This window comes from Pseudomonas sp. 1121_17 (assembly GCF_052850745.1).
On the sequence record NZ_VXCX01000001.1, the window covers coordinates 19998 to 41331 of the forward strand.

Here is a 21334-nt window from a genome sequence, read left to right on the forward strand (position 1 = left end):
GATGCTGCCCTGGTGGATCGCCCTGCAGTTTCTCAGCAGCCTGCCCGTGACCTTGGCAGGCATGCCCGAGGCGCGTCAGATGGGCCGCTCGTTGCTGTTCTATCCGTTGGTGGGCTTGCTGTTTGGCGTGCTGCTGTGGCTGGCCAGCTACCTCTTGCAAGGCACCGCCGCGCCGTTGCAGGCTGCCCTGCTGCTGACACTGTGGGTACTGCTCAGCGGGGCGCTGCACCTGGATGGACTCGCCGACAGCGCCGATGCCTGGCTGGGTGGCTTCGGTGATCGTGAACGCACGCTGCTGATCATGAAAGACCCGCGCAGCGGGCCGATTGCAGTGGTCACCCTGATGCTGGTGCTGCTGCTCAAATTCTGCGCGCTGTGGGTATTGATCGAGCGCGGCGCGGGGGCTTGGCTGCTGCTGGCGCCTGTAGTTGGACGGGCGGCGATGCTTGGGTTGTTCCTGAGTACTCCGTATGTGCGCGCAGGTGGCCTGGGGCAAGCCCTGGCAGAGCACTTGCCGCGTCGCGCCGGCAACGGAGTCCTGCTCGCCACCGTGCTGGGCTGCGTCTGGCTCGGCGGCTGGGCTGCGCTGTGGACAGGGCTGCTGGCGTTGCTGGTGTTTATCGGCCTGCGCCGGGCGATGTGCCGTCGGCTGGGTGGTACTACCGGCGATACCGCCGGTGCCGTACTGGAATTGCTGGAGCTGACAGTGGTGCTGAGCCTGGCCTTGATGCCACTGGCCTGAGTCATATGCGGTCGGAACATGTTTGGAAATATCGCGCAATTTGCGGCAATCGTTCATTAGATGCCGCTGAGCAGGGGCGGGCGTATCCTCGGCCGCCCGTTAACCTCTACCTTGGAGGCACTGCTCATGCGTCAGTGGATTCTCGCCAGCCTGTTGCTCCTGACCAGCGCGCACGTTACTGCGGCCGATCTCATGAGTTTCTGGGATACACCGCGCCATGGCGGCAACAGTTTCAATCGGCTCCCACCGACCCAAGCCTACTTCGAAGCCTTGCATGGCTACGGCGCCACCTGGGTGCGGTTGTCCTACGACAAATGGCGCCCGGAGCAACGCGACTTCCTGCTCGGCGATGCCGACGCCTACCAAGGCTTGGCGGCTGCTGACGTGAGTCAGTTACGTCAGGTGCTCGACCACGCCCATGCCGCCGGGCTCAAGGTGGTTATCGCGCCGCTGTCGTTGCCGGGCATGCGCTGGTCGCAGAACAACCAAGGCCAATTCGATGACCGCCTGTGGCAAGACAAACGCTACTGGGACCAGGCCGCTGCGTTCTGGGGTGACCTGGCGGACGTGCTCAAGGACCATCCGGCAGTCGCTGGTTACAACTTGATCAACGAACCAGCACCAGAAAAGCAGGGCGGGCTGGCCGAGCATGCCGACCGCCAGCAAATGCGCCAGTGGTACGCCGCGCAACAGGGCGGCGCACGCGACCTGCCAGCGCTGTACAAGCAGATCATTGCAGCTGTCCGAGAAGTTGATAGCGTCACCCCGATCATGCTCGATGCCGGCTGGTTTGCTGCGGCTGATGCGTTCAGTTACTGGCCAGAGCCGTTGGCTGATCAGCGCTTGCTCTACAGCGTGCATATGTACGAACCGTACGCAGCCACCAGCGCGCCCAACATGACCCGCAAGGTGCCATTGGCCTACCCGGGTACGGTGCCGTTCGCCGGGCGCGAAGAGTATTGGGACGGCCAGCGAGTGGCGGCATACCTGCAGCAATCGCTGGACTGGGCCGATGCCGTGCAGCTGCCGCGTTCGCGGCTGGTGGTCGGCGAGTTCGGTTGCATGCGCCGTCTGCCCGGCTGCCAGCAATATCTTGAAGACGTGCTTGCAGTTACCGACAGCAACGCGCTGCACTGGGCCTTCTACAGCTTCCGTGAAGACAGCTGGGATGGCATGGACTATGAGCTAGGCACCGGCAAGGTGCCATGGCGTTACTGGCAAGCCATCGATGAGGGCGCGGCAGATCCAATAGCGCGCAAGGCTACCCCCGCATTCGAGCCGATTCGACGAAGCTTGCAGCCGCAGGCAGGCGCCCCCGGTGCTTAGCGGCGCAGATGAAACCTGTTGCAACAAATGGGGTGCGGGTATATACACGTAATCATGTTGACCAGTGAATGCATCTGCACCCACCTACGTCGTGCCGCCCGCGGGGTTAGCCGACACTATGACGAGGCCTTGGCTGACTTCGGCATCAACGTCGCCCAGTTTTCCCTGTTGCGTCAGCTGCAGCGGCTGGACCGCCCGAGCATAACCACTCTGGCGCAAGTCATGGGCCTGGACCGGAGTACCCTGGGACGCAACCTCAAGGTGCTCGAGGCTGAAGGCCTGGTGACGTTGGCCGAGGGTGCCGACCAGCGTAATCGGGTGGTGCTGTTGAGCGAGGCGGGAGCGACCTGCCTGCATGACGCCGGTCCGGCCTGGGAGCAGGCGCAACTGTCATTGCTGGACAAGCTCGGCGCTGGACAACGTGACGAACTGGTGCGCTTGCTGGGCGTTTTGGCCTGACGTGGTTCGACTATAAACGGGTATATACCTGTAATTAACCTTGCGACTTGCTGGAGAAAACAATAATGACATCGGTGTGGCGAACCAGCGGCTGGGTGCTTCTCGGCGCAGCATTGATCCTGGCCTTGTCGCTTGGCGTGCGGCATGGCTTTGGCCTGTTTCTCAACCCCATGAGCACGGAATTTGGCTGGGGGCGTGGGGTATTTGCCTTTGCCATTGCCCTGCAGAACCTGATCTGGGGCCTCGCCCAGCCCTTCGCCGGCGCCCTGGCGGACCGCCTCGGCGCGGCGAAAGTGGTGATCATTGGCGGCATCCTTTATACCGCTGGCCTGCTGACCATGAGCATGGCTGACTCGCTCTGGTCGTTGTCGCTGAGCGCCGGCCTGCTGATCGGTATCGGCCTTTCCGGCACCTCGTTCTCGGTCATCCTCGGCGTGGTCGGCCGCGCGGTGCCAGCGGAAAAGCGCAGCATGGCCATGGGTATCGCCAGCGCCGCCGGCTCGTTCGGCCAGTTCGCCATGCTGCCCGGCACCCAGGGCCTGATTCAGTGGCTGGGCTGGTCGGCGGCGCTGCTGGTGCTGGGCCTGATGGTGGCGCTGATCGTGCCGTTCGTGGCCATGCTCAAGGATCGCCCCATGCCCAGCCAGGGCGTCGATCAGACGCTCGGCCAGGCGCTGCGCGAGGCCTGTTCGCATTCGGGCTTCTGGCTGCTGGCGCTGGGCTTTTTCGTCTGCGGCTTCCAGGTAGTGTTCATCGGTGTGCACCTGCCGGCGTATCTGGTTGACCAACATCTGCCTGCCGCGACCGGGACAACGGTGCTGGCGCTGGTCGGCTTGTTCAATATTGTCGGCACCTACACCGCCGGCTGGCTCGGTGGGCGGATGTCCAAGCCACGCCTGTTGACCGCGCTGTACCTGCTGCGCGCGGTGGTCATTGTTCTGTTCCTGTGGGCGCCGGTGACTCAGTTCAGTGCCTACCTGTTTGGCATCGCCATGGGCCTGCTGTGGCTGTCGACGGTGCCGCTGACCAACGGCACGGTGGCAACCCTGTTTGGCGTGCGCAATCTGTCGATGCTGGGCGGGATCGTCTTCCTTTTCCACCAGATCGGGGCGTTCCTCGGCGGTTGGTTGGGCGGGGTGGTTTACGACCAGACGGGCAACTATGACCTGGTCTGGCAGATCGCGATTGTGCTCAGCCTGGTCGCGGCTGGGCTCAACTGGCCAGTGCGCGAACGGCCTGTCGCGCGCCTGCAGGTGCAGCCGGCATGAGGCGCTATGTGCTGCAGGGCTTGCTGGCCGGGGCAGGCTTGCTGCTGCTGGCGGTGGCCTGGTGGGGATGGCAGCAGGGCGGTCTGGCATTGATGCAGCTGGGCATGGGCGTCTGTTAAGGGCTACCCTGCAGGTTCAAGGACTTGCAGGAGTGACTGAGAATGATGCATGCACGCTGGCTATCGATACCGTTGCTGTGCCTGGCTCCGCTGGCCGCGAGCTGGGCGGCGGACTGCCCCGAACTCCTGCAGGGCAGCCTGCCCAAGCTGGGCGGCAAAGAGCAGATCGACCTGTGCCAGCGCTTCGCCGGCAAACCGCTGGTGGTAGTCAATACTGCCAGCTATTGCGGTTTCGCTCCGCAGTTCGAAGGGTTGGAGGCCGTCTACAAGGCCAATAAAGAGCAAGGCCTGGAAATCCTCGGCGTGCCCTCCAATGACTTCAAGCAGGAAGACAAGGACAGCGAGAAGACCGCCAAGGTCTGCTACGCCAACTATGGCGTCACCTTCACCATGACCCAGGCGCAGCATGTGCGCGGCAGCGACGCGACGCCGCTTTTCGTCAAGCTGGCCGAGCAAAGCAGCGCGCCAAAGTGGAACTTCTACAAATATGTGGTTGATCGCCAGGGCAAGGTCATTGGTAACTTCTCCAGTCTGACCAAACCGGACGATCCGGAATTCAAGGCCGCAATCGCCAAGGCCATCGCGTCCAAGCCGTGATGTCAGTGCGGGTGCACGGTAATTGCAACCAGGCGCACTACCACTGGCCGTACCATCAGCACACAGAGGAAGGCTACCGGCATGGCCAGCTGGTAGGCCTTGAACACGTTGCGCAGGTAATCGTCGTTGATGCCGGAGTTGGCAGCGGTGATGACGAAGCACATCAGGCACGCCATGATCGCCGACATATACAGAGCGAATACATAAGGCGTGGCGGCGGGGCGCAATTTGCGGTTAGAGCGGGTTTGAGACAGTTCTTGCATGAGAGAGCTCTCGCTGGTTAGCCGATTCAGGCCTGCAGATTAGCAAGTGCTCGGTTGCTCCTGTAGACCGGGTTCGTTGAGTTCTTTATAAAGAGAATCTTACGAATACCGGGATCTGTACTGTGGACCTGCTCAACACCATTCGCAGCTTCATCAAGGTGGTCGAAGCCGGCAGCATTGCCGCTGGCGCCCGCACGCTGGGCCTTTCGCCTGCCGCAGTCAGCCAGAATCTGGCCCGGCTGGAAGCGCACCTGCAGGTGCGCCTGTTGGCACGAACCACGCGCAGCATGAGCCTGACGCCCGCGGGCAGCCTTTATTACGAGCGGGTCAGGCAAATCGAGCATGATCTGGCGCTGGCCGAACTGGCGGTGACCACGCCGGACAGCGAGCCCCAGGGGCGGCTGTGCGTTGCCTCAACCTCGGCGTTTGGCCGGCATGTGCTGGCGCCGCTGATCCCTGCGTTCAGTGCGCGATACCCACATCTTTCAATAGAGTTGATAACGACTGATCGACGCGTCAGCCACGCTCGGGAAGGGGTCGATGTCAGTCTGCGAATCAGCGCTCAGCTTGAAGACAATCTGGTCGCCCGGCATCTGGCGCAGATTCCTTTCGTCTGCTGTGCATCGCCCGGTTATCTGGCCAAGATGGGCATGCCGCCTGCGCCCGAGTCGCTGCGCACGCACCGTTGCCTGGTGTTCCGGTATCCGGTGGATGGCCGTTACCTGCGCTGGGGGTTCATCCGTGACGGCTTGCGCTTTGACGCCGAGTTTGGCCAGGTGCTGGTCAGCGATGACGTCGATGCATTGGCGCAAATGGCCTTGAACGACGGGGGTATCACTCGCCTGGCCGAGTTTATCGTCAGGCCGCATTTGCAGTCTGGGGCGCTGGTGGCGTTGTTTGAAAACCGCGATGCAGGCCAGGCCTACGCGCAGACCGAGCCGATGGATGTGTTTGTGTGCGTGGCGGACCGCTCTGCCATGACCGCCAAGGTGCGTGCATTCATGGATTATCTGCAGGAGTGTCTAGGTGATGTCTGGCCTGTGCCAGCGTGAATTGGGGGCCGCAGAGCGGCCCCCGTACCTCAACCTCAGAAGCGATAGGTCAGCGATGCACCTACGCCATGAGCGCTGTTTTCGTACTTGGCCTGGTACGAGCCTTTCAAGGCGCCTTCCTGCGGGGTATCCGGACGGTTGTTGACCTTGGTGTCTTCTTCCCACAGGTAGGAGTAGGCCACGTCGATGGTCATGTCGTCGTTCGGGCTCCAGCCTGCGCCAAGGCTGAAGATCTTGCGGTCACCAGTCGGGATCCGCGGCGAGCGGTTTTCGTTGTTGGTCGGCGACTGATCGACCGAGAAGCCAGTACGCAGGGTCCACTGTTTGTTGACCTTGTACGATGCGCCGATGGCATGCGCCCAGGTGTCATGCCAGTGCTGCTCTTCGCTGATGGTGCCGAAGGCGCCGCCAATCGGGTTGGCAGCCAGACCGGCTGGCAGCTCGTTATTGACGGTAATGGCCTCCAGTCGGCTCCAGCGAGTCCAGGTGCTGCCTGCGAACAAGGTCCACTGATCGTCCAACTCGTGGGTAACGGAGAAGTCGACTGACTCAGGCGTCTTGATCTTCAAAGTCGCATCGAACTTGTCGTCGATGTTGATGCCCAGCGGCGGCACCGAATAACCGACCTTGGTCTTGCCCTCGAGCTTGTAGTCGACCATCGAATGGTAAGTCAGACCCAGGCGAGTGCGATCGGTCGCCTGCACCATCACGCCAATGTTGTAGCCTACGGCAACGTCGTCGCCCTTGATCTTGACCTCACCATCTGCGCCGCCTGGAACCAGATTACGCAGATTCGATCCCAGTTCACCTTCGATGCGGTTGAAGGTTGGGCCGAAGCCGACCGACACTTTGTCGTTGAAGGCGTAGCTAACAGTCGGCTGGAAGGTGACCACTTCTACGTGGCTTTTTTTGCCCCAGTAGCGCGCAGCGTCGTCGCTACCGTAGTCGGTAACCAGACCAAACGGCACATAGACACCAAAACCGACGCTCCAGTGATCATCGATCGGCTTGACGTAGTAACCCATGGGTACGCCGACGACCGGCACCATATCGCCATCGGTTTCACCGCCATAGCTGCCCTGACCGCTGATCTTGGACTTGGCAATCACGGCTGCACCACCGACGGTGACTTGTTCGCGCTTGAGCCGCGACATGCCGGCAGGGTTGCCGAACACGGTGCTGGCGTCTTCGGCAGAAGAAGAACGACCCGCGAAACCTGTCCCCATACCGCTGATGCTCTGCTCGTTGAGCGCAAAGCCGCTGGCCAGCAATTGGCTGGAAGCGAGGGCAACAGCAACGCCGAGGGAGGTTTTGAGCATTGATTTTTTCATTATTGTGAAACTCCTTGGGATCTCCGGGGCGAAAAGCTACCAACAAATCGCGCGCTGCGCTATAGCCCCAAACGCAGGAGATAGAGCGGTTTTGTAGGACAATCCGACCAGAATCGTGTTTTTTCTCGATTTCTGTAGGAGCAGTCCTACGACTCCGGCGCCATCACTGGCTCGATACAGGTATGCCAGGCATGGGTAAAGTCACGTAGCCGTCCCTGCGGATGGAAAATCTGCCGCCATATTCGCGCGTGCCCGAGCAGGTCGTCTGCCGCCGGTAAGGGCAACGCACGCTGTTCGATCAGCATCCAGGCGATGGCGGTGGAGTAGCGCAGGTTGACGGCCAGCTCCAGGTGCGGCCCGCGCAGGAAGGCATGCTGGCTGGCCAGGCCGCGGATCAGGCTGGCTAGTTCCGGGTCGTGGGCAAGAAATTCGTCCCAGAGCGCCTGGTGGCGGCTTTCGCCGATTCGGTAGAGGCCGTGCCCGCGGCGGTCGTGCAGGGCAGAGCCCAAAGCCGACTGGCTGGCTGCAACGCCCAGCAGCAAAGCTTCGGCGCTGGCGCAATGCCGGCCGAGGTAAACCAGGGTGGGTTTGATTACATAGCGACACAATTCACTGGCAGCGATACCCATGATGCCCTCATTCAATTAAGGGCCGACGGGCGCTGGAGCTTGGCAGCTGGGGAAGGGTCAGGCCCGTCGGAAGCGGATCGCACCGCTCGAGTTGAAGTGTAGTGTGATAATCACGGTGTAAAGGCCTGTTTTTAAATCGATTACTGCCAGAGGTTGGGGGCCATATGCTTTGCAGCAATTAAGCCAAGAGCCAACCGGCAGTAGTTTCGATGGCAAATTCAGCGCGCGAATGGGCTGATATTCAGCCCTTACGCGACCAGCGACTGACGCGTGCGGTCGATCACTGCCTGCAGTGGGCCGGCGCGGTTGTACTGTTCTGGATACAGACGTTCGCTGTGGCAAGCAATGCCATGCTCGTCAACCAGGGTGAAGCTGAAGCTGCCCTTACGCGGGGCAACGATAAGACACTTCAGTGGAGCGAAGGCCTGAGAAAGCGTGCCAACGGCACTGTGAAACTGATGATGATTTGTCATTATGTGGAGGTTCCTGCTTTGGACACGGGATTCGATCCGTGCATCTTATAAACGTTCCAGTGACGCCTTTATTAAAGTGGCGCTGAACCTGACTGGAACAGGGCAGCCAGAGGTGGCGCATCAAAATAGGTAGGCGCTTGGCTGACTGGTAGGTACGTCAAAAGGCGGGCAGGCACACCGAGGCAAAGGTTCATGGCCTCTGGGTGAAGATCCCGATCAATCTGCAAGGGTGATTCGCGCTTGAGCAGCTTTGGCTGCCGAGTGAATCATCGAAAGGGCCGGTCCTGTTTCAGCAGTTCGTGCTCTTGGGGGGAGCCGGACACTGCAGGGACCTTACTGGCCAGAATTGACTTTCAGCTGGGTACTAACGAGGGCCACCCTACAGGATTAATCCGAGGCTAGCAAATTTATTTAGAGAATGACCCGCGAAGCCGATCATTATGGCGGTTATGCACACGCCTGTGAAGGGGCAATTGTGTAGCCTTCGTGAGCCGTGATGGGCCACTTTGGCTCATTTGGTTGCAGCATTGCGGTGCACTTGTACACATTCAGCGCAGCTATTGTCAGGCTGCGCCATTCGTTCGGATAGCTCGGGCAATGCCTGGGCCGCGTCCTTAAGTCAATGAAAAAAAACACTTATTTGAGCTGGTGAAAAAATCGTCAACTTGACTGCAGCCCCCATTTCACAAGGGTTTGAAGACATCATGAAGTGGTTGTCCACCGAGTTATCCACAGGTTCTGTGGATTGTCCCGCGCGTTCGCTCTAGCACGGGCGTGCCAGCACTTTCGATTGCTGTCGGACAATCCTGTCGAAATACCCGGGGCAGTGTGGCCCGTTTGAAAAGGTCAATAAAGGAACGGCAGATTTTGTGAAAATTTCATCAACAGAGGCGCAGCCCTTCCGTTGAAAAATCCGGTAGAGTGGCGCGCCTCACGAATTGCCATCGCTGTCGGTTATGAATTTTCGCGGTAAAAACCTTGCTCCATCGCCTTTATCTGCGCCCGCACCCAAGCGTTTTTCCTTGAAGGTCGCCTTGTGGTTGCTCGACAGCCCGCGCTTGGGCGAAAAGCACAGCGTCAAACACCTGGCTGGACGCCTGCTCAAGCAGCCTGCGCGGCAAGGGGTGGTGGTCGCCCAGAGTCGTCTGGGGCAAATGCTTTGTCGTGACTGCGGCAATGCCCGCGACCGGCGTATCGGCCACGAGCTGCTGCGCCAGGCCGCACGTGCCGGCGATCCGCAGGCTCAGGCCGAGTACGCCCGGTTGAATCCGGCCAGCGAGCACAATCCTTCCTGAAGCCGCTGCGCCGGCCTGTTAAGCTGCCTGCCTCTGGATAGACGCAATTGAGGTAGCTATGGCGGTGGATCTGCTCAGCATCGTGCTGGGCCTTGTAGCAGCGGCAATTCCTTGCCTGGGCTGGGTCTGGCACCTACAGCAGCGCCATGCTGCCCAGCAACGGCAATGGGCCTTGCTCGAAGAGCGCCTGAGCACGGCATTGCTCGCCCAGCAAGGGCTGCAGGCCCAGCTTGATGCCAGCCGTGACGAAATCAGCGACCTGGCCGAGGCCAATAGCGCCAAGCAGGCCAGCCTGGCCGCCCAGGGCCGCGAGGTCGAGCTGCTGCAGGTCGAGCGTGACAATGCCCGCGACGCCGCCCATGCCTGGCAACTCGAACGCAGCAACCGCGAGTCCGAGCTACGCCGTTTGGAAGCCCATGCCGCCGGCTTGCAAGCCGAGCTGCGCGAGCAGCAGGAGAGCCATCAGCAGCGCCTGGAAGACCTGCAAGAGGCCCGCGACACGTTGCGCGCGCAGTTCGCCGAAATGGCTACAAAGATTTTCGACGAGCGCGAGCAGCGCTTCACCCAGACTAGCCAGCAGCAACTCGGACAGTTACTTGATCCGCTTAAGGAACGTATCCATGCCTTCGAGAAGCGCGTCGACGAAACCTACCAGCAGGAGGCCCGTGAGCGCTTCTCGCTGAGCAAGGAGCTGGAGCGTCTGCAGCAGCTCAACCTGCGCCTGTCGGATGAAGCCACCAACCTCACCCAGGCGCTCAAAGGGCAAAAGACTCAAGGCAACTGGGGCGAGCTGATTCTTGAGCGGGTCCTCGAACACGCAGGGCTGGAGAAGGGTCGCGAGTACCAAACCCAGGTCAGCCTGAAAAGCGCCGACGGCGAGCGCTTTCAGCCGGACGTGCTGATCATGCTACCCGGCGACAAGCAGGTGGTGGTCGACGCCAAAGTCAGCCTGACGGCCTATCAGCAGTGGGTCAGCGGCAATGACGAAGCGGCGCTCAAGCAGCATGTGCAATCGCTGCGCAGCCACGTCAAAGGCTTGTCCGGCAAGGACTACAGCCGCCTCGAGGGGCTGCATAGCCTGGATTTCGTGCTGCTGTTCGTGCCGATCGAAGCGGCTTTCTCCGCGGCATTGCAGGCCGAGCCGAACCTGTTCCAGGAGGCATTCGATCGGCAGATCGTGATTGTCAGCCCTACCACCTTGCTTGCCACCCTGCGCGTGATCGACAGCCTCTGGAAGCAGGAGCGCCAGGGCCAGAACGCGCGGGAAATCGCCGAGCGGGCCGGCTGGCTGTACGACAAGTTCGTCTTGTTCATCCAGGATCTGGACGAGCTCGGCAGTCGCTTGCAGCAGGTCGACAAGGCTTACTCCGCCGCGCGCAACAAGCTCTGTGAAGGGCGTGGCAACCTGATCAGCCGCAGTGAGCAGCTCAAGTTGCTCGGCGCGCGGGCCAGCAAGAGCCTGCCGGCGGACTTGCTGGAGCGCGCCTTGAGTGACGAAGCGCTTACTGAACCAGGCTCAGATGGCGGTTGAGCAGGGCGCGCAAGGCGGCTGGCTTGACCGGCTTGGCCAGGTAATCGAGGCCGGCGGCGTGGACCATGGCAATGGTTTCGCTGCGGCCATCGGCGCTGATCACCACACCGGGCACCGGCTCACCGAGGCGCGTGCGTAGCCAGGCCATCAGCTCGGTGCCGGTGTCGCCTTCATCCAGGTGAAAGTCGACCAGCGCCAGGTGCGGGCGCATGCCATTGGCCAGCAGCGTTTCGCATTCCTGACGACTGCGCGCAGTCCAGACCTGACAGCCCCAGCGGCTGAGCAGGCTGTTCATGCCGAGCAGGATGCTGTCTTCGTTGTCGACACACAGCACCTGCAGGCCCGCCAGCGGTTGCCCTGGCTGCTGTTCAACGGCTGCAGCCGGCGCGACGCTGCCGCTGGCAATCGGCACACTGACGCGGAACACGCTGCCTTTGCCCGGCCACGAGCGCACTTCCAGGGCATGGCCGAGTACCCGGCACAGGCCATCGGCGATCGCCAGGCCCAGGCCCAGGCCTTTTTCGGCGCGGGTCTGGTGGCTGTCCAGGCGCTTGAACTCCTGGAAGATCACCTGCAGTTTGTCGTCGGTTATGCCCGGACCGCGGTCCCACACTTCCAGCCATAGCCGGCCACCCTGGCGGCGCACGCCAAACAGGATCGGGCTTTTGCCGTAACGCAGGGCATTGGTCAGGAAGTTCTGCAGCACCCGGCGCAGCAGCTTGATGTCGCTGTTCACCCGCAGGCGGCTGCCACGGACACGGAACTCCAGGCCCTTTTCTGCCGCCAGCACTTTGAACTCGGCGCCCAGCGCGTCGAACAGATCGCTCAGGGCAAAGGCTTTCACGTCGGGAGTGATCTTGCCGTTTTCCAGGCGCGAGATGTCCAAAAGGTCGCTGATCAGCTCTTCAGCCGAACGCAGTGAGCTGTCCATGTGCTGCACCAGTTGCTGGGACTCGCTGCTCATGCCCTCGGCTTGCTGCGACAGCGCGGCCGAGAACAAGCGTGCAGCGTTGAGCGGCTGCATCAGGTCATGGCTGACCGCAGCGAGGAATCGGGTTTTCGACTGGCTTACGGCCTCAGCCCGGCTCTTCGCCTCGGTCAGCGCCTGGTTGAGCTGGGACAACTCATGGGTGCGTTCGGCGACCCGTTGTTCGAGGCCTTCGTTGGCCTCTTTGAGGGCCTGCTCGGCCTCGCGGAACGGGGTGATGTCGGTAAAGCTCATGACAAAACCACCACCCGGCATCGGATTGCCGATCAGCTCGATCACCCGGCCATTGGGGAACAGCCGCTCGGAGGTGTGCGCCCGGCCCTGGCGCATCCAGTGCAGCCGGCGCGCCACATGCACCTGCGCCTCGCCCGGGCCGCACAGGCCGCGGTCGGCGTTGTAGCGGATGATATCGGCGATCGGCCGACCCACGCTGATCAGCCCCTCAGGGTAGTTGAACAACTCCAGATAACGCCGGTTCCAGGCCACCAGGTGCAGGTTCTGGTCGACCACGCTGATGCCCTGGTTGATGTTCTCGATGGCGCCCTGAAGCAACGCACGGTTGAACTGCAGCACCTCGCTGGCCTCGTCGGCGATGCGCACCACGTCTTCCAGCTGCATGTCGCGGCCTTCGATGGCAGCCTTGACCACGGCGCGGGTCGAGGAGGTGCCGAGTACGCCGGCGAGTAGCCGTTCGGTGTGTTCGATCCAGTCGCCATCGGCGTTCTGGTTGGGGTTGAAGCCCTTGCCCTGGCGGTAGGCGAAGCGAATGAAGCTCTGCCGGGCGCGTTCTTCGCCGACAAAGCGGGCGGCGAGGTTGAGCAGGTCGTCGATCTGCACCGCCAGCAGCGAACGGCTGTTTGGCCGCTCACTGGTTTGCTGGCCGATGAACCGGCCCGCCTGCCAGTGCTCGGACACGCGCGTGCGCGACAGGATCGAGACCCATGCAAACAGGATGAAGTTGCCCGCCAGCGACAGCACTACACCTTGGGTCAGCGGCGTGATCGGCAGGTTCAGTGGGTTGCTGTCGAGCCAGGTCAGGCCCGGAAACAGTTGCAGCGACCAGCCCAGGCTGTGCGCGGTAATCGGCAGCACCAGGGTGTAGAACCAGAGGAAGATCCCCGCCGCCAGCCCGGCGAATACGCCACGGCGGTTGGCCTGTTTCCAGTACAGCGCGCCGAGCATCGCCGGGGTCAGCTGGGTGACCGCAGCAAAGGCGATCTGGCCAATGGTCGCCAGGCTCGCGGTGGAGCCCAGCAGGCGGTAACTGACATACGCCAGCAAGAGGATTACCACGATGGTCACCCGGCGCACCGAGAGCATCCAGTGGCGGAACGCTTCGAACGGGCGTTCAGCGTTTTTGCGCCGCAGCAGCCACGGCAGCAGCATGTCGTTGGAGACCATGGTCGACAGCGCCACAGCCTCGACGATGACCATGCCGGTGGCCGCCGAGGCGCCGCCGATAAAGGCCAGCAAGGCCAGGCTTGGATGCGCTTCGGCCAGTGGCAGGCTGATCACGAACGAGTCGGAGATCACCGTGCCCGGCAGCAGCATCTGCCCAGCCAGGGCAATCGGCACCACGAACAGCGCTGCCAGTACCAGGTACATCGGGAACACCCAGCGCGCCGTGCGCAGGTCCTGCGCTTCGATGTTCTCGACCACGGTGACGTGGAATTGCCGCGGCAGACAGATGATCGCCATCATTGCCACCCCGGTCTGGACCACCATCGACGGCCAGTTGATGGTCTCCTGCCAGTAACTCTCCAACTGCACCGACTGGCGCGCCTGGGTGAACAGGTCGTCGAAGCCGTCATACAGGTTGAACACCACGAACACGCCCACGGCAAGAAACGCCAGCAGCTTGACCAGCGCCTCGAAGGCAATCGCCAGGACCATGCCGCGGTGGTGCTCGGTGACGTCCAGGCTGCGCGTGCCGAACACGATCGAGAACAGCGCCAGCACCAGTGACACCACCAGTGCGGTGTCTTGCACACGGGTGCCGGTGGCATCGGCATTGGCGCCGATCAGCAGATTGACGCCGAGCACGATACCCTTCAGCTGCAAGGCAATGTAGGGCAGTACGCCGACCAGGCAGATCAGCGCCACTACCACCGCCAGGCTCTGCGATTTGCCATAGCGTGCGGCGATGAAGTCGGCAATCGAGGTGATGTTCTGCTGCTTGCTGATCAACACCATCTTCTGCACGACCTGCGGCGCGAACACCAACAGCAGCACCGGCCCCAGATAGATCGGCAAGAACGCCCAGAGCTGTTCGGCGGCCTGGCCGACCGCGCCAAAGAATGTCCAGCTGGTGCAGTACACTGCCAGCGACAGGCTATATACCCAGGCGCGCAGGCGCGGCGGCAGAGGCGTGCTGCGGCGGTCGCCGTAAAAGGCGATGGCGAACATGATGGCCATATAGACCAGGGCGACCACGGCGATCAGCCCGCTGGACAACGACATGAAAACTCCGCAGCAATAGGGTAGAGCGTGGGCCCGGTGAACAAGTCTGGCATGTGCCTTGCGCGTCGTCAGCGTCGACCATGGTCGCAGTGGCGTGTCGTCGCAGTGCGGCCTGAGTGCAGGCGACTTGCATCTGGATGTGGCGCAATGACGCTCAGGTGCATTCTAATCAACAAACAGCCACCGGCATCACTCAGGGAATCGATTGATGAGTCACCCCTCGCAATTTACCTTGCTCGGCAAGCGGCGCTTCTTGCCGTTTTTCATCACCCAGTCACTGGGCGCGTTCAATGACAACCTGTTCAAGCAGTCGTTGATCCTGGCGATCCTGTACAAGCTCAGCCTGGAGGGCGACCGCTCGATCTGGGTCAACCTGTGCGCGCTGCTGTTCATTCTGCCGTTCTTCCTGTTCTCGGCACTGGCCGGGCAGTTTGGCGAGAAGTTCGCCAAGGATGCGCTGATACGGGCGATCAAGCTGGCCGAGATCGTCATCATGGCGATCGGCGCGGTGGGCTTTGTCAGCAATCACCTGGTGCTGATGCTGCTGGCGCTGTTCGCCATGGGCACCCACTCGGCGCTGTTTGGGCCGGTCAAGTATTCGATCCTGCCGCAGGCGCTGCGCGAGGATGAGCTGGTCGGCGGTAATGGCCTGGTCGAGATGGGTACGTTCCTGGCTATTCTGGCGGGCACCATTGGCGCTGGGGTGATGATGTCGTCCAGCAGCTATGCAACGGTGGTCGCCGGCGGCATCGTCGGCACTGCCGTGCTCGGCTATCTGGCCAGCCGCTGGATCCCGCGCGCTGCTGCTGTGGCGCCGCAGATGAAGCTCGACTGGAACATCTTCAAGCAGTCCTGGGCGACCCTACGCTTGGGGCTTGGGCAGACGCCGGCGGTGTCGCGCTCGATTGTTGGCAACTCGTGGTTCTGGTTTGTCGGGGCTATCTATCTGACCCAGATCCCAGCCTACGCCAAGGACTGGCTGCACGGCGACGAGACGGTGGTGACGCTGGTACTGACGTTGTTCTCGGTAGGCATCGCGTTGGGTTCGCTGCTGTGCGAGCGGCTCAGTGGGCGCAAGGTGGAAATCGGCCTGGTGCCGTTCGGCTCGTTTGGCCTGACCTTGTTCGGCCTGCTCTGGTGGTGGCATTCGGGCGATGTGCCGAGCACCGACGTGGCGCACGACTGGCTGGCGTTGTTGGGCATGCATCAGGCCTGGTGGATCATGCTGTCGATCGTTGGTCTTGGGGTGTTTGGCGGGTTCTATATCGTGCCGCTGTATGCGCTGATTCAGGCGCGGACTGCCGAGGGTGAGCGGGCGCGGGTGATTGCTGCCAACAACATTCTCAATGCGTTGTTCATGGTGGTGTCGGCGTTGGTCACCATTGTGCTGTTGAGCGTGGTCGAGCTGACCATTCCACAGCTGTTTCTGGTGGTGTCGCTGCTTAATATTGCCGTTAACGCTTATATCTTCAGCATCGTGCCTGAATTCACCATGCGCTTCTTGATCTGGCTGCTGAGTCACTCGATGTATCGGGTCGAGCATCGGGACCTGCAGCGTATTCCTGATGAGGGGGCGGCACTGCTGGTGTGCAACCATGTGTCGTTCGTCGATGCGCTGCTGATCGCTGGGGCGATTCGCCGGCCGATTCGGTTTGTCATGTACTACAAGATCTATAACTTGCCGGTGCTCAACTTTGTCTTCCGTACGGCTGGGGCGATCCCGATCGCCGGACGAAGCGAGGATGAAGCCATCCATGAGCGAGCCTTCGCCCGTATCGCCGAAGTTCTGGCGGCGCGGGAGGTGGTGTGCATCTTCCCCGAGGGCAAGCTGACGGCCGATGGCGAGATCGATGAGTTCAAGGGTGGGGTCAAGCGGATCCTGCGAGAAACCCCGGTACCGGTTATTCCGCTGGCTTTGCAGGGGTTGTGGGGAAGCTTTTTCAGCCGCGATCCGGCCAAGGGCCTGTTCAAGCGCCTGTGGTCACGTGTGACCATAGTCGCGGGCGCTGCCATCTCGGTGGAGGCGGCGCAGCCAGAAGCATTGCGCGCGCAGGTCGGTGCCCTGCGCGGCAATCGGCGTTAAACAGGGTCAGGTGGGGGGGAGCCGTCGGAAACGGGACACCCCTCGCACATTTGCTGCCTTGAACAGGGGGGATCAGCTGGCGCTGACTTTGAGGCCGACCAGGCCCGTGATGATCAGGGCGACGCTGAGCAGTCGGATCAGCGCCATCGATTCTCCAAACAGGATGATCCCGGCAATCACCGTACCCACTGCCCCCACCCCAGTCCAGATGGCATAAGCAGTCCCCAGCGGCAACTCCTTCATGGCCAACCCCAGCAAGCCAAGGCTGACCACCATTGCCCCCACGGTCAGCACCGTAGGCAACGGCCGGGTAAACCCGTCGGTATATTTCAAGCCCACCGCCCAGCCCACTTCGAACAGGCCGGCGAAAAACAGAATGATCCAGGACATCTGTGAGTCTCCATCGTATTAAGGATGGGGCCGTCCCCAGGCTGATCACGCAATGCGCGGTGAGGTCGTCCTCACATGTGCACTATATTGCACAAGTGCATTTACCAAGGCAAGGTCAGTGCGCCTCAGGCCTGGTCTCGGTCTGCGTTTCCCCAGGCTCCTGCATACGCCGGAACCAGGTTGAAAGCAACGCCCCAGAGATGTTGTGCCACACGCTGAACAACGCGCTCGGCACTGCCGCCAACGGCGAAAAATGCGCCGCCGCCAACGCCGCGCCCAGCCCCGAGTTCTGCATGCCCACCTCCAGAGCCAGCGACTTGCGCTGAGCCAGCGGCAACTTGCACAGCTTGCCGGTGAGGTAGCCAAGCAAATAGCCAAAGCTGTTATGCAGTATCACCACCGCCATGATCAGCAACCCCGACTCTGCGATCTTCGCCTGGCTGGCTGCAACTACCGCGCAGACGATCATCACGATGCTCACCACCGATACCAGCGGCAGCACCTGCACCGCAGCCTGCACCCGTGCGCCAAGCAAGCGCTGGGCGAGCACGCCGAGAATGATCGGCAGCATCACCAACTGCAGGATCGACCAGAACATGTCCATGAACGAGACCGGTAGCCAGGCCGAAGCCAGAAACCAGATCAGCGCAGGCGTCAGCAACGGCGCCAGCAGGGTAGTCACCGCCGCAATCGCCACCGCCAGCGCCAGGTCACCCTTGGACAGCCAGACCATCACGTTCGAGGCCGTGCCGCTAGGGCAGCAACCGACCAGAATCACACCGACGGCAATCTCTGCCGGGAGATGGAACAGCTGACACAGCAGCCAGGCCATGCCCGGCATGATCACGAAATGTGCGACCACGCCCAGCGCTACTCGCCAGGGCTGGCGGGCGAGGGCGGCGAAGTCGTCGAGTTTGAGGGTCAGGCCCATGCCGAACATCACCAGCCCGAGCAGCGGCACGATGGCTACCTTCAGGCCGATGAACCATTGCGGCTGCAGGAACGCCAGGCAGGCAAACAGCAATACCCAAAGGGCGAAGGTGTTGCCGACGAAGCGGCTGAGGGCGGCGAGGGCACGCATGGAGCAATCCTTGTTCTTCTATTAAGTAGCCAATCGATGCAGGTGGGGCTGCGCGGGCAACCCCAGGCCGCAATCAGACGCCCTGCGGAATGTCTTCACCACCCAGCGCTTCGAACAGCGCCGGCAGGAACTCCTTGAAGGTCATCATCATCAGCAGGAAGCTCGCATCGAACTGCTGCTGCGCTTCTTCACCTCCGTCCTGCTCGGCCTGCTCTTGCAGCAGTTCTTCGAATTTCAGACGCTTGATCACGGTCTTGTCGTCGAGCACGAACGACAGCTTATCCTGCCAGGCCAGGGCCAGCTGGGTGACGACCTTGCCGTTGCCCAGGTGCAGTTGGATTTCGTCGCTTTTCAGGTCCTGACGCTTGCAGCGGACGATGCCGCCGTCTTCGTGGGTGTCACGCAGCTCGCACTCGTCCAGGACATGGAAGTCCTCAGCCGCCTGCGAAGTGACCCACTCTGTCATGGTCGCGCTAGGCGCGGCCTTCACGGTGACCGGGCGAACCGGCAGCGAGCCCATGACTTCACGCAGGGTCGACAGCAGGTCTTCGGCGCGCTTGGCGCTGGCCGAGTTGACCAGGATCAGGCCCTGACGCGGGGCGATGGCGGCAAAGATCATCGAGCGACGAATGAATGCGCGTGGCAGGAAGGCCTGGATGATCTCGTCCTTGATCTGGTCGCGTTCTTTTTTGTAGACCTTGCGCATCTGCTCGGTCTCGATCTCTTCGATCTTTTCTTTGACCGCGTCGTTGACCACGCTGCTGGGCAGGATGCGTTCTTCCTTGCGCGCGGCAATCAGCAGGAACTCGCCGCTGACGTGCACCAGCGGGGCGTCTTCACCCTTGCCGAACGGCGCGACGAAACCATAGGTGGTCAGCTCCTGGCTGGCGCACGGACGGGCCGGCTTGCTGGCCAGGGCAGTTTCCAGTGCCTCAGGCTCGAATGGGACTTCCTGGGTCAGGCGGTAGGTCAGCAGGTTCTTGAACCACATGGGGGTAGATCTCTCCTTAATGCATAAGGCGGGCATTATTCTCCGACTGGGGCCATGCGGCCAACCCTGTCAGAGGGCCATCAGGCGGTTAATGGTCAATAAAAGCGTGATAGCGCTAGGTCCTTGAAAGGCCTGCAAAATTATTTGAAAAAAGTGCTTGCCAGGGTGGTATGTCCTCCGTAGAATGCGCGCCACACCGAGACGAAGGGTGATTAGCTCAGCCGGGAGAGCATCTGCCTTACAAGCAGAGGGTCGGCGGTTCGATCCCGTCATCACCCACCACTCGATGTATAGCGCAGCGGTAGTTCAGTCGGTTAGAATACCGGCCTGTCACGCCGGGGGTCGCGGGTTCGAGTCCCGTCCGCTGCGCCATATTGAGCTTCAAGGCCCACTGAACACCTTGAAGCGACAGAGAAAGCGACCTTAGGGTCGCTTTTTTTGTTTCTGGCATTGCGTCAGAATGCCTTGTCCGCCGGTCGCGGCCAACAGGCTGTGCTCCGGCTCTTCATTGCACGCAAGAGACCGACCATGCAGGATGCCAGTACCTCTCCAATGCCCGCCGCTGCGGCGCCCTTGCTCGGTATCGACCTGGGCACCACCAACAGCCTGATCGCCGTATGGCAGGATGGCCAAGCCCAACTGATCGCCAATGCCCTCGGCGACGTACTGACGCCATCGGTGGTCAGCGTCGATGACGATGGCAGTATTCTGGTCGGCAAAGCCGCCAAAGCCCGCCTGACCACCCATCCGCTGCGCAGCGCGGCTGCCTTCAAACGGTTCATGGGCAGCGACAAGCGCTTCGAGCTGGGCGAGCATCGCTTCACCCCTGAAGAACTGTCGGCGCTGGTGCTGGGTGCCTTGAAGCAGGATGCCGAAGCGTATCTGGGCTGCCCGGTCAGCGAAGCGGTTATCTCGGTTCCAGCCTATTTCAGTGACGAGCAGCGCAAGCGCACGGTGTTTGCCGCAGAGTTGGCCGGGCTCAAGGTGCAGCGGCTGATCAACGAACCAACCGCAGCAGCCATGGCCTACGGCCTGCACGAACAAAAGTTCGAGCGCACACTGGTATTCGACCTGGGCGGCGGCACCTTCGATGTGACTGTGCTGGAATACGCGCTGCCGCTGATCGAAGTGCATGCCTCCACCGGTGACAACTATCTGGGCGGTGAAGACTTTACCGATGCATTGTTGCTGGCGTGCCTGCGCGACTGGGGGCTCAAACTCGAGCAGCTCGAGCCACAGGCGCTGGCCAGCCTGCACGACGCCATCGACCAGTTCAAACATGCGCTGGGTGAGGGTCAATGGACCTTGACCTGGCAAGGCGACGGCCAGGCCCGTGAGTGGCAGCTCGACGAACTCAGGCTGCAGGGCATCTGGGCGCCGTTGCTGGCGCGGGTGCGCGCACCGATCGAACAGGCCCTGCGCGATGCGCGCCTGAGCCCCAAGGAGCTCGACAGCCTGGTGCTGGTCGGCGGCGCCACGCGCATGCCGCAGGTGCAGCAACTTGTGGCCAAGCTGTTTGGCCGGCTGCCGTACCGGCACCTGGACCCAGACACCATCGTTGCCCTCGGCGCCGCCAGCCAGGCGGCTTGCAAGGCACGCGATGCGGCTATCGACGAACTGATCCTGACCGACGTGTGCCCGTACACCCTGGGCATTGCCTCGCAGCGTGGCGAGCAGAGCGCCGGCGCGTTTTCGCCGATCATCGAGCGCAACACGGTGATCCCCACCTCACGGGTCGAGCGCTTCTACAGCACTCACCCGGAGCAGAAAAGCGTGCGTATCGCGGTGTACCAAGGCGAGCGGCCCTGGGTGCGCGACAATATTCTGGTCGACAGTTTCGAGGTCCCGCTGCAGCCGACCGGGCAGATCCAGTCACTGGATGTGCGTTTCAGCTACGACATCAACGGCTTGCTTGAAGTCGATGTGACATTCATCGAAACCGGCCTCAAACACAGCCACAGCATTGACCGCAGCCCGACCGGGCTGGATCAGGACGCGCGCCAGGCCAGCCATGAGCGCTTGTCGCGGCTGAAGATTCACCCACGCGATGCCTTGCCCAACCGCACCCTGCTGGCGCGGCTGGAGCGAGCCTGGATGCAGAGCCTGGGCGATGAGCGCGAGCTGATCGGCAGCTGGCTGGATACGTTCAATGGAGTGTTGGCCGGGCAGCAGGCCGGCGAGATCAGCCGCCAGCGCCAGCAATTGAGCCAGGCGCTGGACGAGCTGCGTTACTGATCTTGGCTCGGGCCGCACTGC

General features: G+C 61.8%; 18 protein-coding genes, 2 tRNA genes and 1 pseudogene. 13 read left to right on the forward strand and 8 right to left on the reverse strand.

The window, feature by feature from the left end:
- The first annotated feature begins 1 nt into the window (after nt 1).
- The 6 genes from FW789_RS00110 to FW789_RS00135 all read left to right on the forward strand — a co-directional run bounded on the left by FW789_RS00110 (nt 2) and on the right by FW789_RS00135 (nt 4511).
- Complete coding sequence (locus tag FW789_RS00110; protein ID WP_186701504.1) at nt 2-742, forward strand: adenosylcobinamide-GDP ribazoletransferase; 741 nt, start codon at nt 2-4, stop codon at nt 740-742.
- A gap of 126 nt (nt 743-868) precedes the next feature.
- On the forward strand, nt 869-2068 hold the full coding sequence (locus FW789_RS00115) for a glycoside hydrolase family 5 protein (RefSeq protein WP_446430718.1): 1200 nt from the start codon (nt 869-871) through the stop codon (nt 2066-2068).
- A 54-nt stretch (nt 2069-2122) separates the two neighbouring features.
- Entirely contained in the window at nt 2123-2527 is a 405-nt protein-coding gene (locus FW789_RS00120; protein ID WP_207073653.1) for a MarR family transcriptional regulator, read from the forward strand.
- Between the two features lie 65 nt (nt 2528-2592).
- On the forward strand, nt 2593-3795 hold the full coding sequence (locus FW789_RS00125) for an MFS transporter (protein ID WP_422778103.1): 1203 nt from the start codon (nt 2593-2595) through the stop codon (nt 3793-3795).
- Complete coding sequence (locus FW789_RS00130) at nt 3792-3914, forward strand: hypothetical protein (protein ID WP_256585591.1); 123 nt, start codon at nt 3792-3794, stop codon at nt 3912-3914. Before FW789_RS00125 ends, FW789_RS00130 begins: the two co-directional genes overlap by 4 nt.
- A gap of 45 nt (nt 3915-3959) precedes the next feature.
- The gene (locus FW789_RS00135) at nt 3960-4511 is read left to right on the forward strand and encodes a glutathione peroxidase (RefSeq protein WP_446431044.1); all 552 of its coding nucleotides are present in this window, start codon (nt 3960-3962) and stop codon (nt 4509-4511) included.
- Between the two features lie 2 nt (nt 4512-4513).
- Here the strand turns inward: FW789_RS00135 and FW789_RS00140 are convergent, their stop codons facing one another.
- Entirely contained in the window at nt 4514-4774 is a 261-nt protein-coding gene (locus tag FW789_RS00140; RefSeq protein ID WP_103438263.1) for a DUF2798 domain-containing protein, read from the reverse strand.
- A 122-nt stretch (nt 4775-4896) separates the two neighbouring features.
- Between FW789_RS00140 and FW789_RS00145 the strand changes: the two genes are divergently transcribed.
- Entirely contained in the window at nt 4897-5826 is a 930-nt protein-coding gene (locus FW789_RS00145; protein WP_186701507.1) for a LysR substrate-binding domain-containing protein, read from the forward strand.
- 35 nt (nt 5827-5861) lie between these two features.
- Here the strand turns inward: FW789_RS00145 and FW789_RS00150 are convergent, their stop codons facing one another.
- The 3 genes from FW789_RS00150 to FW789_RS00160 form a co-directional block, all read right to left on the reverse strand.
- Nucleotides 5862-7157: an OmpP1/FadL family transporter gene (locus FW789_RS00150; protein WP_103438261.1), complete on the reverse strand. Its 1296-nt coding sequence runs from the start codon at nt 7155-7157 to the stop codon at nt 5862-5864.
- A gap of 146 nt (nt 7158-7303) precedes the next feature.
- A complete protein-coding gene (locus FW789_RS00155) occupies nt 7304-7786 on the reverse strand; it encodes a hypothetical protein (protein WP_103438260.1) in 483 nt (160 codons plus the stop codon).
- A gap of 248 nt (nt 7787-8034) precedes the next feature.
- Nucleotides 8035-8259 (reverse strand): hypothetical protein, encoded by a 225-nt coding sequence (locus tag FW789_RS00160; protein ID WP_101321718.1) that lies wholly within the window; start codon nt 8257-8259, stop codon nt 8035-8037.
- Between the two features lie 956 nt (nt 8260-9215).
- Here FW789_RS00160 and FW789_RS00165 point away from each other — a divergent pair.
- A pseudogene (locus tag FW789_RS00165) lies at nt 9216-9545 on the forward strand (sel1 repeat family protein); the annotation flags it as partial.
- 181 nt (nt 9546-9726) lie between these two features.
- Nucleotides 9727-11085: a DNA recombination protein RmuC gene (rmuC, locus tag FW789_RS00170; RefSeq protein WP_178080838.1), complete on the forward strand. Its 1359-nt coding sequence runs from the start codon at nt 9727-9729 to the stop codon at nt 11083-11085.
- Here the strand turns inward: rmuC and FW789_RS00175 are convergent.
- Nucleotides 11057-14533, reverse strand: a complete 3477-nt coding sequence (locus FW789_RS00175) for a hybrid sensor histidine kinase/response regulator (protein ID WP_103438257.1) — start codon at nt 14531-14533, stop codon at nt 11057-11059. The genes rmuC and FW789_RS00175 overlap by 29 nt on opposite strands.
- A gap of 208 nt (nt 14534-14741) precedes the next feature.
- Between FW789_RS00175 and FW789_RS00180 the strand changes: the two genes are divergently transcribed.
- A complete protein-coding gene (locus tag FW789_RS00180; RefSeq protein WP_207073655.1) occupies nt 14742-16616 on the forward strand; it encodes an MFS transporter in 1875 nt (624 codons plus the stop codon).
- Between the two features lie 72 nt (nt 16617-16688).
- Here FW789_RS00180 and sugE read toward each other — a convergent pair whose 3' ends face one another.
- From sugE to rdgC, 3 genes are all read right to left on the reverse strand, one after another.
- On the reverse strand, nt 16689-17006 hold the full coding sequence (gene sugE, locus FW789_RS00185) for a quaternary ammonium compound efflux SMR transporter SugE (protein WP_103438255.1): 318 nt from the start codon (nt 17004-17006) through the stop codon (nt 16689-16691).
- 115 nt (nt 17007-17121) lie between these two features.
- Nucleotides 17122-18087: a bile acid:sodium symporter family protein gene (locus FW789_RS00190; RefSeq protein ID WP_103438254.1), complete on the reverse strand. Its 966-nt coding sequence runs from the start codon at nt 18085-18087 to the stop codon at nt 17122-17124.
- Nucleotides 18088-18160: 73 nt separating this feature from the next.
- The gene (gene rdgC, locus FW789_RS00195; RefSeq protein ID WP_103438253.1) at nt 18161-19078 is read right to left on the reverse strand and encodes a recombination-associated protein RdgC; all 918 of its coding nucleotides are present in this window, start codon (nt 19076-19078) and stop codon (nt 18161-18163) included.
- 206 nt (nt 19079-19284) lie between these two features.
- On the opposite strand from rdgC, the gene FW789_RS00200 reads away from it, so the two are divergent.
- From FW789_RS00200 to FW789_RS00210, 3 genes are all read left to right on the forward strand, one after another.
- A tRNA-Val gene (locus FW789_RS00200) sits at nt 19285-19360 on the forward strand.
- 13 nt (nt 19361-19373) lie between these two features.
- A tRNA-Asp gene (locus FW789_RS00205) sits at nt 19374-19450 on the forward strand.
- 156 nt (nt 19451-19606) lie between these two features.
- Nucleotides 19607-21313: an Hsp70 family protein gene (locus tag FW789_RS00210; protein ID WP_446430719.1), complete on the forward strand. Its 1707-nt coding sequence runs from the start codon at nt 19607-19609 to the stop codon at nt 21311-21313.
- The last annotated feature ends 21 nt before the right edge of the window (nt 21314-21334 follow it).